General features: G+C 64.8%; 15 protein-coding genes. 11 read left to right on the top strand and 4 right to left on the bottom strand.

Annotated elements, in window-relative coordinates:
• The first annotated feature begins 4 nt into the window (after positions 1-4).
• The gene (locus tag AO684_RS15120) at positions 5-1,084 is read left to right on the top strand and encodes an AI-2E family transporter (RefSeq protein ID WP_158640434.1); all 1,080 of its coding nucleotides are present in this window, start codon (positions 5-7) and stop codon (positions 1,082-1,084) included.
• Here the strand turns inward: AO684_RS15120 and AO684_RS15125 are convergent.
• The 3 genes from AO684_RS15125 to AO684_RS15135 are packed head-to-tail and all read right to left on the bottom strand — an operon-like array spanning position 1,046 to position 3,143.
• On the bottom strand, positions 1,046-1,528 hold the full coding sequence (locus AO684_RS15125) for a CinA family protein (protein ID WP_054303559.1): 483 nt from the start codon (positions 1,526-1,528) through the stop codon (positions 1,046-1,048). The two genes, AO684_RS15120 and AO684_RS15125, sit on opposite strands and share 39 nt — an antisense overlap.
• Positions 1,525-2,022, bottom strand: a complete 498-nt coding sequence (locus AO684_RS15130; RefSeq protein ID WP_054303560.1) for a phosphatidylglycerophosphatase A — start codon at positions 2,020-2,022, stop codon at positions 1,525-1,527. The genes AO684_RS15125 and AO684_RS15130 overlap by 4 nt, the downstream gene beginning before the upstream one ends.
• Positions 2,019-3,143 carry a bifunctional 2-C-methyl-D-erythritol 4-phosphate cytidylyltransferase/2-C-methyl-D-erythritol 2,4-cyclodiphosphate synthase gene (locus AO684_RS15135; RefSeq protein WP_054303561.1) on the bottom strand — a complete coding sequence of 375 codons (1,125 nt, stop codon included), beginning with the start codon at positions 3,141-3,143 and terminating at the stop codon, positions 2,019-2,021. The genes AO684_RS15130 and AO684_RS15135 overlap by 4 nt, the downstream gene beginning before the upstream one ends.
• A gap of 198 nt (positions 3,144-3,341) precedes the next feature.
• On the opposite strand from AO684_RS15135, the gene dusB reads away from it, so the two are divergent.
• The 10 genes from dusB (at position 3,342) to hflX (ending at position 15,625) form a co-directional block, all read left to right on the top strand.
• The gene (dusB, locus tag AO684_RS15140) at positions 3,342-4,322 is read left to right on the top strand and encodes a tRNA dihydrouridine synthase DusB (RefSeq protein WP_054303562.1); all 981 of its coding nucleotides are present in this window, start codon (positions 3,342-3,344) and stop codon (positions 4,320-4,322) included.
• Positions 4,319-5,422 carry a nitrogen regulation protein NR(II) gene (locus tag AO684_RS15145; protein WP_054303563.1) on the top strand — a complete coding sequence of 368 codons (1,104 nt, stop codon included), beginning with the start codon at positions 4,319-4,321 and terminating at the stop codon, positions 5,420-5,422. Before dusB ends, AO684_RS15145 begins: the two co-directional genes overlap by 4 nt.
• Positions 5,422-6,786, top strand: a complete 1,365-nt coding sequence (locus AO684_RS15150; protein ID WP_054303564.1) for a sigma-54-dependent Fis family transcriptional regulator — start codon at positions 5,422-5,424, stop codon at positions 6,784-6,786. The genes AO684_RS15145 and AO684_RS15150 overlap by 1 nt, the downstream gene beginning before the upstream one ends.
• A 123-nt stretch (positions 6,787-6,909) precedes the next feature.
• Positions 6,910-9,156: a PAS domain-containing sensor histidine kinase gene (locus AO684_RS15155; RefSeq protein ID WP_054303565.1), complete on the top strand. Its 2,247-nt coding sequence runs from the start codon at positions 6,910-6,912 to the stop codon at positions 9,154-9,156.
• Positions 9,153-10,562 (top strand): sigma-54 dependent transcriptional regulator, encoded by a 1,410-nt coding sequence (locus AO684_RS15160; protein WP_054303566.1) that lies wholly within the window; start codon positions 9,153-9,155, stop codon positions 10,560-10,562. Before AO684_RS15155 ends, AO684_RS15160 begins: the two co-directional genes overlap by 4 nt.
• 1 nt (position 10,563) lies before the next feature.
• The gene (locus AO684_RS15165; protein ID WP_054303567.1) at positions 10,564-10,923 is read left to right on the top strand and encodes a hypothetical protein; all 360 of its coding nucleotides are present in this window, start codon (positions 10,564-10,566) and stop codon (positions 10,921-10,923) included.
• Between the two features lie 85 nt (positions 10,924-11,008).
• Positions 11,009-12,385 carry a Trk system potassium transporter TrkA gene (gene trkA, locus AO684_RS15170; protein ID WP_054303568.1) on the top strand — a complete coding sequence of 459 codons (1,377 nt, stop codon included), beginning with the start codon at positions 11,009-11,011 and terminating at the stop codon, positions 12,383-12,385.
• A gap of 17 nt (positions 12,386-12,402) precedes the next feature.
• The gene (locus AO684_RS15175; RefSeq protein ID WP_054303716.1) at positions 12,403-13,917 is read left to right on the top strand and encodes a potassium transporter TrkG; all 1,515 of its coding nucleotides are present in this window, start codon (positions 12,403-12,405) and stop codon (positions 13,915-13,917) included.
• Between the two features lie 137 nt (positions 13,918-14,054).
• The gene (gene hfq / locus AO684_RS15180) at positions 14,055-14,288 is read left to right on the top strand and encodes an RNA chaperone Hfq (RefSeq protein ID WP_054303569.1); all 234 of its coding nucleotides are present in this window, start codon (positions 14,055-14,057) and stop codon (positions 14,286-14,288) included.
• 35 nt (positions 14,289-14,323) lie between these two features.
• Positions 14,324-15,625, top strand: a complete 1,302-nt coding sequence (gene hflX, locus AO684_RS15185) for a GTPase HflX (protein WP_054303570.1) — start codon at positions 14,324-14,326, stop codon at positions 15,623-15,625.
• A 40-nt stretch (positions 15,626-15,665) separates the two neighbouring features.
• On the opposite strand, the gene AO684_RS15190 is transcribed toward hflX, so the two are convergent.
• A complete protein-coding gene (locus tag AO684_RS15190) occupies positions 15,666-16,703 on the bottom strand; it encodes a hypothetical protein (RefSeq protein ID WP_054303571.1) in 1,038 nt (345 codons plus the stop codon).
• Between the last annotated feature and the right edge of the window lie 215 nt (positions 16,704-16,918).

Raw genomic sequence — 16,918 nt, forward strand, 5'->3', positions numbered from 1 at the left:
AATGATGACCAAACGCATCGAGACGCGGCCACTGGCCGTGATCACGGCATTTGCGGCGGTGGGGCTGTTCGCGCTTGTCGTCTGGATGCTTTACATCGCGCAGGGCGTACTGGTGCCGCTGGCCTTTGCCACGGTGGTGGCTTTCGTGCTGTGGACGGTGGTGGACTGGATGAGCCGGGTACCGGGCCTGCGTCGTCTGCCGCTGATCCTGCGACATGGCGCGGTGCTCGCACTGTTCGTGGTGGCGATCTTCCTGCTGGTGGCGACGCTGCGCTCGAATGGCGAGGTTCTGGTGCAGCGCCTTCCGGCCTATTCCAGCAATATCCTCGGTCTGGTGGCCGAACTTGATGCGCGGTTCGAGATCGACAAGCACATTCCCGGCGGGCTGAGCAAGATTGTCACCAGCAATGTCGACCTTCAGGGCGTGGCCCGGCAGTCGCTGGGCGCCCTGGGTAGCCTTGGCGGGCTGATCGTGCTGATCCTGCTTTATACCTCGTTCCTGATGCTGGAATACACCGGCTTCGTGAAGAAGCTGCACATGGCCTATCCGCAGGGCGACCGGGCCGCGCAACTCATCGCGCTGTCGACCGATATCAACAGCCGGATCGGCGGCTTTCTGGCGGTCAAGACCGTCATCAACATCATCCTCGGCGCACTGTCCTATTTCGGGCTGAAGATCATGGGGATCGAGCTGGCGGGCTTCTGGGCCATCTATATCGGGGTCTTGAACTACACGCCCTATCTGGGGTCCGCCGCCGGGGTGGTGGCGCCCTCGCTGATGGCGCTGGCGCAGACCGGCGATCTGAAGCATGCCTTCCTGACCATGGCGATCCTGTCGGCGCTGCAATTCATCATCGGCTCGCTGATTGAGCCGCATGTGATGGGACGCCGCATCAACCTCAGCCCGATGATGGTGCTGGTCAGCCTTGCATCCTGGTATTCGCTCTGGGGTCTGCCGGGCGCAGTGCTCGCTGTGCCGATGACGGTGATCATCCTTGCGGTTCTGGGCGCGATTCCCTTCACCCGTCCGGCCGCGATCCTGCTGTCAAACGACGGGCGGATCGGCGAGGGCCGCCGAGATTAGCGCCAGCGCATGATCCCGCGTGGCCGCGCGCACCGCCGCCCGGCCACGCGGACCAAATTCCACGGTTTCGGAAAGGGTTGCTCGGCCTTCCTGCGACAGACCGAAACAGACGCGACCTTCCGGCTTGAACTCTGATCCGCCCGGTCCGGCGATGCCGGTGACCGAGACGGCGAGCGTCGCGCGGGAATGGGCGCGGGCGCCATCCGCCATCTCGCACGCGACTTCCTCGGACACCGCGCCATGGGCGGCGAGCGTCCCGGCGCGGACGCCAAGCATGTCCTGCTTGGCGGCGTTGGAATAGGTGACGAAGCCGCGGTCGAACACATCGGACGAGCCGGGAACATCGGTCAGCGCCACCGCGATCATGCCGCCGGTGCAGCTTTCGGCGGTGGCGATGATCGCGCCGGATTTTCGTGCAAGATCAAGAAGCTCCGTGACGTTCATCGCATGATGATCCCATGCGCGACCCCGGCGGCGACAATGACCGCCAGCCCCGCGAACAGCCCCGCCCACAGGTCATCCAGCATCACACCTTTCCAGTCGCCGCGCCGGTCCGCCCGACCGACAAGCCAAGGTTTCCAGATGTCGAACAGGCGGAAGAACAGGAAGGCCGCGACCCAGCCGGGATAGGCTGTCACGGCCCAATCCTCCAGCCCGCGCTGCCAGAAGGCGAAGGCGGGGAACAGGAGGGCGAGCCATTGTCCTGCCACCTCGTCGATGACGATCTCGGACGGGTCTTCTCCCGGTCGGTCGGCAAGCGCCGCGCGACAGGTGAGGAAACCAAGACAAGTCACCAGAATCGTGGCCAGAACCAATGCGGGGAAGCCAAGGTATCGGTCGATGGCAACGCCCAGAACGATGGCCCCGGCCGAGCCCCATGTGCCCGGCGCCGGGCGCAGCAGCCCAAGACCGAAGAAGGTATTCAGAACCCGGATCATTGCTGCACCAGCGTGGCTGTGGCGATGGCGGCGATACCTTCCTCGCGGCCGGTGAATCCCAGCCGTTCAGATGTGGTCGCCTTGACGCTGACGCGGTGAACCTCAACCCCCATGATCGCAGCCAGCGCGCGACGCATCGCTTCGGCATGCGGGCCAACCTTGGGGCGTTCGCAGATCAGGGTCACGTCGCAGTTGGACAGTGTAAATCCCATTTCGCGCGCCATTTCAATGGCATGGCGCAGGAAGATATGGCTTTCGGCGCCTTTCCATTGCGGGTCCGACGGGGGGAAATGCCGCCCGATATCGCCCTGCGCCAGTGCGCCGTAAATCGCATCGGTCAGCGCGTGCATCCCGACATCGGCGTCGGAATGGCCCAGCAGCGCCTTGTCATGCGGCACCTTTACCCCGCACAGCCAGACGTGATCGCCCTCGGTGAAAGCGTGAACGTCAAAACCGTTGCCCAGCCGTATCTCCATGCCGCGCCCTTTCAGAATGGCCTCCGCCCGCGCGAAATCGCCGGGGAAGGTGAGTTTGATATTGTCCTCTTCGCCGGGCACGATGGCAACCGGCAGACCGGCTGCACGCGCAACCTCCACATCATCGGCGGCCTCGCCGGGATGGGCGCGATGGGCGGCAAGGATTTCCGCCAGCCGAAAGCCCTGCGGCGTCTGCGCGCGCCACAACCCCTCGCGCGACTGCGTTCCGCTGACCACGCCGGCCTCGCCACGCCACAGCGCATCGGTGACGGCAAGCGCCGGGGCGGCGGCAGGGCCATGATCCAGCGCCGCGGCGATCCGGGCGATCAGCGCAGGGGAAACCAGCGGGCGTGCGCCATCGTGGATCAGCACGCGGGTCACATCGCTGCCCGCCAGAGCCTCCAGCGCGTTGCGCACCGATCCGGCTCGGGTATCGGCGCCGCCCACCAGCAGGGCGTCGCTGCCCAAAGCCTCGGCCCTCGCGCGATCCCCGGGATGGATCACCAGCACCCGGCGCAGCCCGGCAAAGGCATCGAGCGTATGGGCCAGCACAGGACGTCCGGCAAGGCTTTGCCATTGCTTTGGAATCTCGCCTCCCGCGCGGCTGCCGCGCCCTGCGGCAACGATGATGGCGGCTGTCGTCATGCGGGTCTCCCTTGGCCTGACGTCTATGCCGCATTGCATAGGCCAAGGCCCGCGTGCTGACAATGCGGTGGCAGCGGGGCTAATAATTGCCTATAATTTGTGCGATGTCGGTTTTCCGCACAGATTTGCGGCGTCTTGCCGTTGTCACCCGCCCGTGGCAGGGGTAGCTGCCGAATTAACAGACAAGGAACGCCCAAGGTGCCTCTGCAATTGGCCGACATCCAGCTTGACCCTCCGGTGCTGCTGGCACCGCTGGCCGGGATTACCGATCTGCCGTTCCGCCGGCTGGTCGGTTCGTTCGGCGCGGGGCTGGTCGTAAGCGAGATGGTCGCGAGCCAGGAGGTCGTGCAGGCCCGACCGCTGGCCCGCGCGCGGGCGGAGCTGGGCTTTGGCGAGGCCGCGACCTCGGTGCAGCTGGCGGGGCGTGATCCATGGTGGATGGCCGAAGCCGCGCGCTATGTCGAGGGACAGGGCGCCCGCGTGATTGACATCAACATGGGTTGCCCGGCGAAGAAGGTGACGAACGGCTATTCCGGTTCGGCGCTGATGAAGGATCTGGACCATGCGCTGCGGCTGATCGAGGCGGTGGTGGGCGCGGTGCAGGTTCCGGTGACGCTCAAGACCCGGCTGGGCTGGGACGATGATCTGATGAATGCGCCGGAACTTGCCCGGCGGGCCGAAGCCGCAGGCGTGCGCATGGTCACCATCCACGGCCGCACGCGCTGTCAGTTCTACAAGGGTCAGGCCGACTGGGCGGCGATCCGCGCGGTGAAACAGGCGGTGAGCGTGCCGCTGATCGCGAATGGCGACATCGTGGATGCCGAAGCGGCGACCGAGGCACTGCGGCAGTCCGGCGCCGATGGGGTGATGATCGGGCGCGGCGCGCAGGGGCGGCCCTGGCTGCTGGCGCAGGTGGCGGCGGCGCTTTATGGCAAACCGCTGCCGCAGGTGCCGCAGGGCGATGCCCTGGCCGATCTGGTGATCGGGCATTACGAGGCGATGCTGGCCTTCTATGGCGTCGACCTCGGGCTGCGCATCGCGCGCAAACATCTGGGCTGGTATCTGGAGGTGGCGGGGCTTGAGGCCGCGCGGGGGCCGATCATCACCGGCGAAGTGCCCGCGCAGGTTTCGCGCGCGCTGCGCGAGACCTTCCGGCAGCAGGAAAGGGCGGCGGCATGAAAGGATACCGGCAGCCCTATCCGGTTCCGGGGGTCGTCTGGGCCTCGATGCCGATTCCGGCGCTGCTGGTCGACGAAAAGAGCGGCATTCTGGAAACCAACCCGGCGGCCGAGCTGTTTCTCAATGCCTCGGCCCGCAGCCTGAAGGGCCAGCCGGTCTTTGACCGCATTCATATCGACGCCGAAATGGACGAGGCTTTCGCGCGGGCCCGTGCCAACCAGTCGGCACTGTTCATCAATGATGTCGATGTGACGACGGGCGAGCGTCCGCCAGTGCAATGCACGGTGCAGATCGCGCCGATGGCCGACAACCCCGACGTGCTGATGCTGCTGATTTCCCCGCGCGAGATTGCCGACCGGCTGGGCCGGGCGGGGGCGGCCAAGACAGCGGCAAAATCGGCGATCGGCATGGCCGAGATGCTGGCGCATGAAATCAAGAACCCGCTGGCAGGCATTGCCGGGGCGGCGCAGCTTCTGTCCATGGGCCTCTCGGCAGAGGACCGCGAGCTGACCGATCTGATTGTCGAGGAAACCCGCCGCATCGTGAAGCTGCTGGAACAGGTGGAGCAGTTCGGCAATGTCCGTCCGCCGGATCGCCGTGTGGTCAACATCCACGACGCGCTGGACCGGGCGCGCAAGTCGGCGATGATGGGGTTTGCCGCCAAGATGCGCTTTGTCGAGGAATACGACCCCTCGCTGCCGCCGACCCATGCCGACCCCGACCAGTTGATGCAGGTGTTCCTCAACCTCATCAAGAACGCGGCTGAGGCGGCGGGGCCGCAGGGGGGCACGATCACGCTGCGCACCCGCTATGACCTGTCGCTGCGCCTGCGCCGCCGGGATGGCACCGGCAAGGCGCTGCCGCTTCAGGTGGAAATCATCGACGATGGCCCCGGCCTGCCGCCCGGCATCGCCGCCGAGATCTTCGAGCCCTTCGTCTCGGGCAAGGAAAACGGTACGGGGCTGGGCCTCGCGCTGGTGTCGAAGATCGTGACCGAACATGAAGGCTGGATCGGGGTCGATTCCGTCCCCGGCCGCACCGTATTCCGCGTGTCGCTGCCCGTGGCGCCGCGTGACTTGCAGAAGAAGGAAGCTGGCTGATGGATGGTACGGTTCTGGTTGCCGACGATGATCGCACGATCCGCACGGTGCTGACCCAGGCACTGACCCGCGCGGGGTGCAAGGTGCATGCGACCTCCTCGCTGGTGACGCTGATGCGCTGGGTCGAAGAGGGGAAGGGCGATCTGGTGATTTCGGACGTCATCATGCCCGATGGCAACGGGCTTGAGGCGCTGCCGAAGATCGGGCGGATGCGGCCCGGTTTGCCGGTTATCGTGATTTCGGCTCAGAACACCATCATGACGGCAATTCAGGCCGCCGAGGCCGAGGCGTTCGACTATCTGCCCAAACCCTTTGATCTGCCCGATCTGATGAAGCGGTCGGCCCGCGCGCTGGATGTGAAGCGCCGCCCGGCCAAGCAGGCAAGTGCGCCGCGCGATTCCGCCGACGACCTTCCGCTGGTGGGGCGGACGCCGGCCATGCAGGCGCTGTACCGGCTGGTCGCGCGGGTGATGAACACGGATCTGGCGGTGCTGATCACCGGGGAAAGCGGCACCGGCAAAAGCCTCATCGCGCGTGCGATCCACGATTTTTCAGACCGGCGCACCATGCCCTTCGTGGTGGCGCAGGCCGCAGATCTGCAAGGGCTGGAAGGGCCTGCGACGCTTTTGTCCAGGGGGCGCGGTGGCAGCCTTGTGTTCGACGAGGTGGCAGATCTGGATGACGAGGCCCAGGCACGCATCGTCCGTATGCTCGACATGCTGGGCGACAATGCGCCGCGTATCATGGCAACCTCGCAGGCCGATCTTGCGGGCCGGATGGAGGCGGGCGCCTTCCGGCAGGATCTGTTCTACCGTCTGGGCGGCGTGACGCTGCATGTGCCGAGCCTGCGGGAGCGGGTGGATGACATCCCGCTTCTGGCCGAGCATTTCCTTGCGCGGGGCGAGCGTGACTTCGGCGCGGTGCGGCGGCTTTCGCCGGAGGCACGCGAACTGGTGCGGGCCTATAGCTGGCCGGGCAATGTGCGCCAGCTGGAAAACACGCTGAAGCGGCTGATGGTGACATCCTCGGAGCCCGAGATCAGCCGCGCCGAGGTCGAAGCGGCCATCGGCAGCCTGCCGCTGCCCGAACCGATGAAGGGCATCGGCGAAAGCGACAAACTGTCCGCTTCGGTCGCGCGGCATCTGAAGCGCTACTTCGATCTGCACGGCGGGCAACTGCCACCGCCCGGCGTTTATGGCCGGATCCTGCGCGAGGTTGAGGCACCCCTGATCGAGATTGCGCTGGATGCCACGGGGGGCAATCAGGCGAAATGTGCCGATCTTCTGGGGATCAATCGCAATACCTTGCGCAAGAAGATCACCGAGCTGGATATTCGCGTGACACGCCGCCGCAAACTGATGTAAAACCGCAACATATGGCGTGTCTTTCGGGTTTTGCCCGACTCACGCCGCAAGATATGGCTGCGGGGACACAGGGCCCCGGACGGATTGGGGGCAAGAGTGCGCGCTGCGGCGAACAGCGGCTGGATGATCCGGCTTTCCCGGTTGCGGCGACAGCGGCGGGTGCAGACGGCCATGACCCTTGGTCTGGTTGTGCTGGCCCCGGTGCTGGTGATTGCGACCCTGCTGGTCCTTGGGCCGATGAACGATGGCGCCAGCTCGTCCAGCCTGCGGGTCATCCTGCTGGCGGATTTTGTTTACGCACTGGTCGTTGCCGCCCTCGTTCTGGCGCGGGTGATGCGCATGATCGCGGATCGCCGCAGGCAATCCGCCGGATCGGCACTGCATCTCAGACTGACCGGGGTCTTTGCACTGGTGGCGCTGATCCCTACGGTTCTGGTGGCGGTCTTCGCCGTGCTGACGGTGAATGTCGGGCTGGAGGGCTGGTTCTCGGATCGGGTGCAGCGTGTGGTCGGGGCCTCGATGGCTGCTGCCGAAGCCTATGAACGGGAACACCGCGAGGCGCTGGTGCAGGATGCCGAGGCACTGGCCGCCTATATCAATGTCACGAAGCAATCGACCTTCTTTCTGGAGGATGACCAGCTGCGCCCGGTGCTGACCGATGCGCAGGAGCGGGTGCAGCGCGGATTGCGTGAGGCCTTCCTGATTGATGGCGGTGGCGAACTGCGCACGCGCGGCGACAAATCCTATCTGTTCGACTTCGAAAAGCCCGCACCGGACGAGATCGCCCGCGCGCAGAAGGGTGAGGTTGTCGTTATACAGGATTGGAACAACAACGAATTCCGCGCGCTGGTGCATCTGGATGCCTTTGCCGACCGTTACCTCTATATCTCGCGCGAGGTGGATGGAAATCTGCTGAGCCTGCTGGATGAAACCAAGGAAACCGTGCGCTTCTATCAGCAGGTCGAAAAGGCGCGCGGGCGCATCCTGTTCGAATTCGGGCTGCTGTATCTGGGGTTCGCGCTGATCCTCATTCTGGCGGCGATCTGGCTGGGGCTGTGGTTTGCCGAACGGCTCAGCCGGCCGGTGGGGCGGCTGGCTTCGGCTGCGGCGCGTGTGGGCGAGGGCGACCTGAACGTGCAGGTGATCGAGGAGGAGGGCGACGACGAAATCGCCACCCTCGGCCGGGTGTTCAACACCATGACGCGCGAGCTGAAGGGCCAGCGCGACGCGCTGATGGAAAGCCACCGGCAATCGGAGCGGCGGCGGCGGCTGTTCGACAGCGTGCTGTCCTCCGTCACAGCCGGGGTGATCGGCCTTGATGCCGAGGGCGATGTGGATTTCGTCAATCGCGCGGCGGAGCGTCTGCTGGATTTCCGCGACGGTCAGTCGGATATGGCGCTGGCGGTGGCGGTGCCGGAGTTTGCGGCGCTGTTCGACCGGCTGCGCCAGGGCGGCGGCGCGGCGGTGCAGGAGGAGATCCGTCTGACCCGCAATGGCCGCATGGAAAGCCTTCTGGTGCGGATGGCCGTGCGGCGCAACGACAGCGGCAAGCTGGAAGGCTTCGTTGTGGCCTTCGACGATGTGACCGAGCTTGTCAGCGCGCAGCGCATGGCGGCCTGGGGCGACGTTGCCCGCCGCATCGCGCATGAGATCAAGAACCCGCTGACCCCGATCCAGCTTTCGGCGGAACGCATCAAGCGCAAGTTCCGCCCGCTGGTGGGTGATCAGGCGGCGGACCTTGACCAGTATGCCGAAGTCATCGTGCGGCAGACCAATGACCTGCGCCGGATCGTGGACGAGTTTTCCAAATTCGCCCGTATGCCCGAACCGGACCGGCGCGAAACCGATCTGGTAAAGCTGGTCCGCGATGCGGTGGTGTTGCAGGACATGGGGCTGCCCGATGTCACGCTGACCGCCAACCTGCCCGACACGCCGCTGCCGATGGAACTGGATGCCACCATGATCGGGCAGGCGCTGACCAATCTGATCAAGAACGCGGGCGAGGCGGTCGAGGGGCTGATCGAGAAGGGCGCGCCCGACGGCTATCGCCCGGAAATCCGGGTGGCACTGGTGGTGGATGCGCAGGAAGCGCATATCACCATCGCCGATAATGGCATCGGCCTGCCGCCCGACCGCGCGCGGCTGTTCGAGCCCTATGTGACCACGCGCGACAAGGGCACGGGCCTCGGCCTGCCCATCGTCAAGAAGATCATCGAGGAACATGGCGGGGCGCTTGTGCTGACCGATGCCCCGCTGTTCGAAGGCAATTCCCACGTCGGCGCCATGGCCGAAATCCGCCTGCCAAGGGCGGTGCGGCCGGCACGCGGACGGGGCAGAACAACGGCCACGGAAGGCCAGGAGGACGCATGAGCAGCATTCTCATAGTCGACGACGAGCGGGATATCCGCGAGTTGATCGGTGATATCCTGCGCGACGAGGGGTTTCAGGTCAGGCTGGCGGCCAATGCCGACGACTGCATGGCCGAGATCAATGCCGAACAACCGGCGCTGATGATCCTCGACATCTGGCTGAAGGACAGCCGGATGGACGGGATCGACATTCTGAAGACCGTCAAGCGCGACAACCCGGATGTGCCGGTGGTCATCATCTCGGGGCATGGCAATATCGAGATCGCGGTGGCGGCCATCAAACAGGGCGCCTACGATTTCATTGAAAAGCCATTCAACATTGATCAGCTGATGGTCGTGGTCAGCCGCGCGATGGAAACCTCGCGCCTGCGCCGCGAAAACAGCGAATTGCGCCGCCGCGATGTCACCTCGTCGGAAATGCTGGGCGGGTCGGTGGCCTTCCGGGCGCTGAAGGGCCAGCTGGACAAGGTGACGAAGTCGAACGGACGGGTCATGCTGACCGGCCCGGCCGGATCGGGCAAGGAACTGGCGGCGCGCTATATCCACACCCATTCCAATCGTGCCGGTGCGCCCTTCATCACCGTCACCTCGGCCACCATCGAACCCGAGCGGATGGAAGAGGTGCTGTTCGGTCGCGAGACGCCTGAACGCGGTGTCGAACCGGGGCTTCTGGAGCAGGCGCATGGCGGCATTGTCTACTTCGACGAAGTGGCCGACATGCCGCTGGGCACCCAGTCGAAAATCCTGCGTGTTCTGGTGGAACAGCAGTTCACCCGCGCGGGCGGACAAGACAAGGTGCGCGTGGACCTGCGGGTCATCAGCTCCACCACCCGCGACCTGCGGGCGGAAATTGCCGCCGGGCGCTTCCGGCAGGAGCTGTATGACCGGCTGAATGTGGTGCCGATTGCCGTGCCCTCGCTGGAGGAACGCCGCGACGATATCCCGGAACTGACCCGGCATTTCATCGAGATGTTCCACCGCAGCCAGGGCCTGCCGCAGCGCGAGTTGACCTCGGATGCCGAGGCGATGCTGCAAACGATGCTCTGGCCGGGTAACGTGCGCCAGTTGCGCAATGTGATCGAGCGCATCCTGATCCTCGGTGACGGTTCCGGCCCCATCGAAGCGCGCGAACTGCCGGGACAGGAAAGCGGCGGCAGCGATGACGGGCGGCTGGTGATCGGGGGCCAGCTGGCCACCCTGCCGTTGCGCGAGGCGCGCGAGCTGTTCGAGAAGGAATATCTGCTGACCCAGATCAACCGTTTCGGCGGCAATATCAGCCGGACGGCGAATTTCGTCGGCATGGAGCGCTCGGCCCTGCATCGCAAGCTGAAATCGCTTGGCGTGGTGACCGGCGCCAAGGCGCGCGGCGCGGGCGAGATGGACGAGGATGACGAGGGCGAGGACTGAGATGCGCGGCGCCTTCGGCCTCGGTCTGGTTTTCCTGACGGCGGGCGCGGCGCTGGCCGAGCCGATCCTGCCGGGCATCTATGACGTGGCGGGCACCGATCTGGATGGCTCGTCCTATACCGATGTGATGGAACTGGCCACTGACGCGACCGGCGCCTGCACCGCGACCTATGCGGGCGACGGCGACAACCCGATGCCAGGCATCTGTCTGATCGACGGTGACAGGCTGGTCATCGGCTCGGTCATGGGCGGGCATCTGCTGGGCGTGCTGCGACAGGTGGGGCCGGGGCGGCTGGAAGGGGTCTGGCGCATCGAAGGCGAAGCCGGGCAGGGGCACGAGGTTCACACGCGGCGACCCTGACCACAGGTCAGGAAGGGCCGCGCGCTTCTTGACCCCATCGGCCGCCCATGCCATGCCTTGACCCGATCAGGGCCGGGAGTTTCCGATGAAGGTGATCATCTGCGGGGCGGGACAGGTGGGCTGGCAGATCGCCCGCCACCTCTCGGGCGAACGCAACGATGTGACCGTGGTCGACATGAGCGCCGATCTGGTGCGCCGGGCGACGGAAACGCTGGATGTGCAGGGGATTACCGGCTTCGCCAGCTATCCCGATGTGCTGGACCGGGCGGGCGCGCGCGATGCAGACATGATCATCGCCGCCACCCATTCGGACGAGGTGAACATGGTCACCTGTCAGGTGGCACATTCCGTGTTCAACGTGCCGCGCAAGATCGCGCGCCTTCGGGCGCAGAACTATCTGGATGCGATCTATTCCGATCTCTACCGCCGCGACCATCTGCCCATCGACGTGGTGATCAGCCCCGAGAAGGAAGTGGCCGAGGCGGCGATGCAGCGGCTGGCGGCGCCCACGACTTTCGATACAGAAAGCTTCTTTGATGGCCGGGCGCAGCTTCTGGGTATTGTTCTGGCCGAGGATTGCCCGGTGCTGAACACGCCGCTGCGGCAGCTGAACGAGCTTTTTTCCACCCTGCGCGCCATCGTTGTGGGCGTGCGGCGGCAGGGGCGGCTGTTTACGCCCGAACCGGGCGACCAGCTGTTCGCGGAAGATCAGATCTATGTCTTCACCCATATCGACGATGTGGGCCGCACGCTGGATATCTTCGGCAAGGCCGCCAAGAAGCAGGAGCGGGTGGTCATCATCGGTGGCGGCAATGTCGGGCTGGAGGTCGCCAAAGCGCTGGAGGCACGAACGGACCGTATCCGCGCCAAGGTGATCGAGAAAAGCCGCGCCCGCGCAGAATTTGCTGCCGACAATCTGGAACGCACCATCGTTCTGAACGGCGATGGAATGGATATCGACCTGCTGATGGAAGCCGCCATTGACCGTGCCGATGCGGTGCTGGCGGTGACCGATGACGACAAGACCAACATGCTGGTCTCGGTTCGGGCAAAATCGGCGGGCTGCCCCATGGCGATTGCGCTGGTGAACGATCCGACGCTGGTGCCCCTGATGGCGGAGCTGGACATCGACGCCTATATCAACCCGCGTGCCACCACGGTGTCTTCGATCCTGCGGCATATCCGGCACGGCCGGGTGCGGGCGATCTATTCCATCGGCGATGCCGAGGCCGAGGTGATCGAGGCGCAGGTTCTGGGCACTTCGCCGCTGGCCGGGCGGCTGATCCGCGACATCGAGTTTCCCGAAGGCGTGCTGGTCGGCGCGGTGATGAAGGGCGACAAGGTGATGAAGCCCACTGGCGATCTGCGCATCGACGAGGGCGATGCCATCGCCATGTTTGCCATGGCCAAGGACGTGCCCGAGGTGGAGCGGCTGCTGCAAGTCTCCATCGACTTCTTCTGAGGGCGCGGCCGATGCCGATGCGCCGCCTGCTGAACCTGCCGCTTCTGGTGATCCTGATGGGGATTGCGACGGCTGCGATGCTGGTTCCTGCGGCCTATGCCTTTGCCCATCGCGACTATCCGGTGGGGCGCGCCTTTGCCTATGGCGCGCTGATCTTTTCCATCCTGACCGGCATGATTGCGCTGGCCACGGCCAACTGGCAGCCGCGCGATGCCCGGCACAGCCATCTGAAGGCGCTGGTCGGGGCCTATCTGGTGCTGCCGCTGATGCTGGCGGTTCCGCTGAACGAGGCGGTGCGTGACACCTCTTTCGTCAATGCCTGGTTCGAGATGCTGTCAAGCTTCACGACCACAGGTGCCACCGTTTATGAAACGCCGGGGAGGCTGTCGGATTCGCTGCATCTGTGGCGGGCACTGGTCGGCTGGCTGGGTGGCTTCTTCATCCTGCTGATGGGCGTCGCTGTGCTGCTGCCGATGAACCTTGGCGGGATGGAGGTTCTGGCCGGGCGCGGCACACCGGGCGCAGGCGCACCGCAAATCACCCGCATCGCGGACCCGTCGCAACGCGTGACCCGCTTCGCGGTACAGCTTTTCCCGGCCTATGCGGGGTTCACACTGGTATTGTGGTGCGGGCTTGTGCTGATGGGCGAGGCCGGTTTCCGCGCGCTGTGTCTGGCGATGGCCACGGTTTCGACCAGCGGCATCATGCCCGGCGGCAATGCAGGTGTTTCCGGTTCGGGCATTCCGGGCGAGATCCTGATCGCGCTGTTCCTGTTGCCCGCCATCACCCGCCGCGCCTATCCGGCCGGCCCGGCCCTGGGCGAGCGTGCCCGCAGCCTGCCGCATGACCCCGAACTGCGCATGGCCGCTGCCATCGTCTTCGTGGTCACAGGCGTCCTGTTCCTGCGTCACTGGGTCGGTGCCATCGAGAATGCCGAGGGGCAGAACCTCGTCTCGTTTCTGCGCGTGCTCTGGGGCACGGCTTTCACCACCCTGTCCTTCCTGACGACCACCGGGCTGCCTTCGTCGCAATGGGCGGCAGCGCAGCTCTGGTCGGGGCTGGAGACGCACGGGCTGATCCTTCTGGGCCTTGCGATGATCGGCGGCGGTGTCGCCACCACGGCGGGCGGGGTAAAGCTCCTGCGGGTCTATGCGCTGTTCCGCCATGGCCAGCGCGAGATGGAACGGCTGATCCATCCGCATTCCATCGGCGGGCAGGGCACGGTGGCGCGGCGGCTGCGGGGAGAGGGCGCGCGGCTGGCCTGGGTGTTCTTCATGCTGTTTGCCGTTTCAATCGCGGTCATTGTCGCGGCGCTGACGCTGACCGGGCAGGGGTTCGACCAGTCACTGATCCTTGCGATTTCCGCCCTGTCCACCACCGGACCGATTGCCAGCTTCGCCGGAGAAAGTGCCGTTCTGTTTTCGGCACTTGGCACGCCCGCCAAGCTGGTTCTGGGCTTCGCCATGGTGCTGGGGCGGGTCGAGGCGCTGGCCCTTCTGGCGCTTCTGGCACCCGAGCAATGGCGGAAGTAATGTTCATGTGGGCGATAACGGCCTGATTTTGGGGCTGGAATCTGGCAGATTTGCCAGACATACTGATTCCGCTGCCTGACGGAACGACTGGGAAGGGGCGGCGGACAGAACCGCGCGACAAAAAAAGGCAATAAAGAATGGCTGCCGATAAACAGAATTTGCAGGACGCTTTCCTGAATCATGTCCGGAAGGCGAAGGTTCCGGTTACCATCTTTTTGATCAACGGGGTGAAGCTGCAAGGCGTTATCACCTGGTTTGACAACTTCTGCGTTCTGCTGCGCCGCGACGGTCAATCGCAACTTGTGTACAAACATGCGATTTCCACCATTATGCCGGGCGCGCCGATCAATCTTTACGAGGGTGAAGACTGATTTCCGATCTTCCCGAGGATGAAGACAGCTTCGCCCTGCCGTCCCGCGACGGTGGGGTTGATCTGCATGAGACGGCCGCGCAACCCACGCGTGCCTGGATTCTCCACCCCGATATCCGGGCGGAATCGTCCCGACGCCTGCCCGAGCTTCGCCTGGCCGAAGCCGAATCGCTCGCCCTCGCCCTGCCGGGGATGGAGGTTCTGGGGGCCGAGGTCGTGCGCCTGCCGCGTGTGCACCCCGGCACGCTGTTCGGATCGGGCAAGCTGGCCGAACTGAAGGCGAAGTTTCACGCCGAAGAGGTGGAACTGGTGCTGATCGACGGCCCGGTTTCGCCGATCCAGCAACGCAATCTGGAAAAGGAATGGGGCGTCAAGCTGCTGGATCGCACCAGTCTGATCCTTGAAATCTTCGCGGATCGCGCCCGGACGCGGGAAGGGGTCTTGCAGGTCGAACTCGCGGCGCTCAGCTATCAGCGCACGCGGCTGGTGCGGGCCTGGACCCACCTGGAACGTCAGCGCGGCGGCTTCGGCTTCGTCGGCGGCCCCGGTGAGACGCAGAAAGAGGCCGACCGTCGCGCCATCGACGATCAGGTGATCCGCATTCGCCGCCAGCTGGAAAAGGTGGTGAAAACGCGCGAACTGCACCGCAGTGCCCGGCGCAAGGTGCCGTTTCCGGTGGTGGCGCTGGTGGGCTACACCAACGCAGGCAAATCGACGCTGTTCAACCGGATGACCGGGGCCGAGGTGCTGGCCAAGGATATGCTGTTCGCGACGCTGGACCCGACCATGCGCGGTGTCACGCTGCCCTCGGGGCGCAAGGTGATCCTGTCGGATACGGTGGGCTTCATCTCGGACCTGCCGACGCAACTGGTCGCTGCCTTCCGCGCCACGCTGGAAGAGGTGCTTGAGGCCGATCTGATCCTGCATGTGCGCGATATTGCCCATCCCGAAACCGCCGAACAGGCAGCGGATGTGGCTGATATCCTGCAAAGCCTCGGGGTGAAGGCGGAAACGCCGATGGTCGAGGTCTGGAACAAGCTCGATCTGCTGGACCCCACCACGCATGAGGCGTTGCTGGCGCAAAGTGCCACGCGCGACGGGGTTTTCGCCGTTTCGGCGCTGACCGGCGAGGGGATTGATACGCTGCTGGAGGCTGTCAGCCGCGCATTTGATGAAGAGAAGTCCGACCGTGATCTGATGCTTGGCTTTGCCGAGGGGCGCAGGCGCGCCTGGCTGCATGCCGAAGGCGTGGTGCAGGAAGAAGTGCAGGGCGAAGAGGGCTGGGCCATCCGGGTGCGCTGGACCGCGCGGCAGGAAAAACGCTACCGCGAGCTGTGATGAAATCGGGCGGCCAGGAGGCCGCCCGTTCTGTTTCAGGTCACAGGAAGGCGTGCCAGCCGCCGTGGCCGCCACCGGGATGATCGTCGTCGTCCTCGTTCTGATGGCTCTGGTCCTGATCTTCGTCCGCATCTTTCTGGGTCATGCAGGATTCATAGAACTTGGCCGGATCGAGGTTGATGAACTTCGAGGCCAGACCGCCGCCCAGCGGCTTGAACCAGCCCAGGGCCTTGCTGCTGCTGCCGCAATCGGCCTCGCCGCCCTTGCCATGGCCCCAGTCCTTACCCCAGGAAGCGCCTTTGCCCCAGCCGACATCCTTGCCGGTGCCGCAATCGCCCTTGCCCCAGCTGCCGCCATGGCTCCAGTCGTTGCCCCTACCCCAATCGTTGCCCTTGCCCCAGTCGTGACCTTTACCCCAGTCGGAGCCCTTACCCCAGCCGCCTTTGCCGCCGTGGTCGTCGTCACGATCCCACTTGCCCCAGCCACCGCAGGATTTGTCGTCATCGTCGTCCTTGCCGTGGTCATCCTTGCCACCGCAATGTTTGCCACCGTGATGCGACTTGCCGCCGTCGCAATCATCGCCGTCCTCGTCATCTTCCCCGCCGTGGTCGTGATCGCAGTCGTCTTCACCGCAATCCGCAATACCGTCCCCGGCGACCGCATTCATCTCGCCATCCGGGGTCGAGGCATTGGTGCCCCAGAAGCCCAGCACATCCACATTGTCGAGGTTGGTTTCCCCCGAAAGCGTGACGAAACCGGTTTCGCCCGCTTCCAGATAGGTCGGCTTGTCCGCGCCTTCCCATTCGAAGCCGGGGGCCGACATCTTCTGCGCGTGGTCGAATTGCACGTCCTGACACTTGATGCCTGCGGCCTCAAGGTCGATCGGCTGGTGGTTCGGGTTGTCGACCGTCGCGCTGTCGCCCACGAAGGAATCGTCGCCCCAATACATCGTATTGAAGTCGGCATGCCCCTCCAGCATCGTGACCTTCGCTTCGACCTCGCCCGACTGGCCGATGTAGAGTTCGGCGGTGAACTTCACGCCTTCAAGATTGTATTCGTATAGTCTGCTGTCTGCCATGACTGTCCCCATAGCCTGAGCGCGGCCCTTTGCAGGTCCGGTCACTCTTTGCGCCCCCGTGAGGTTTGTGGCAAATTCAAGGCATGGACGCCATGTGGCAGTCGGAAAATGTCCGTTTCCATATCGGACACGGAAACTTACTCATTTTTATCAATGGTTTGCGCGATGCGTGCAAGGCAGGACAAAAGTGGCGCCTGAATGTCGCCGCATTTCCG

The sequence above is a fragment of the Gemmobacter sp. LW-1 genome (genome assembly GCF_001303875.1).
In the GTDB taxonomy this organism is placed as follows: Bacteria; Pseudomonadota; Alphaproteobacteria; order Rhodobacterales; family Rhodobacteraceae; genus Gemmobacter; species Gemmobacter caeni.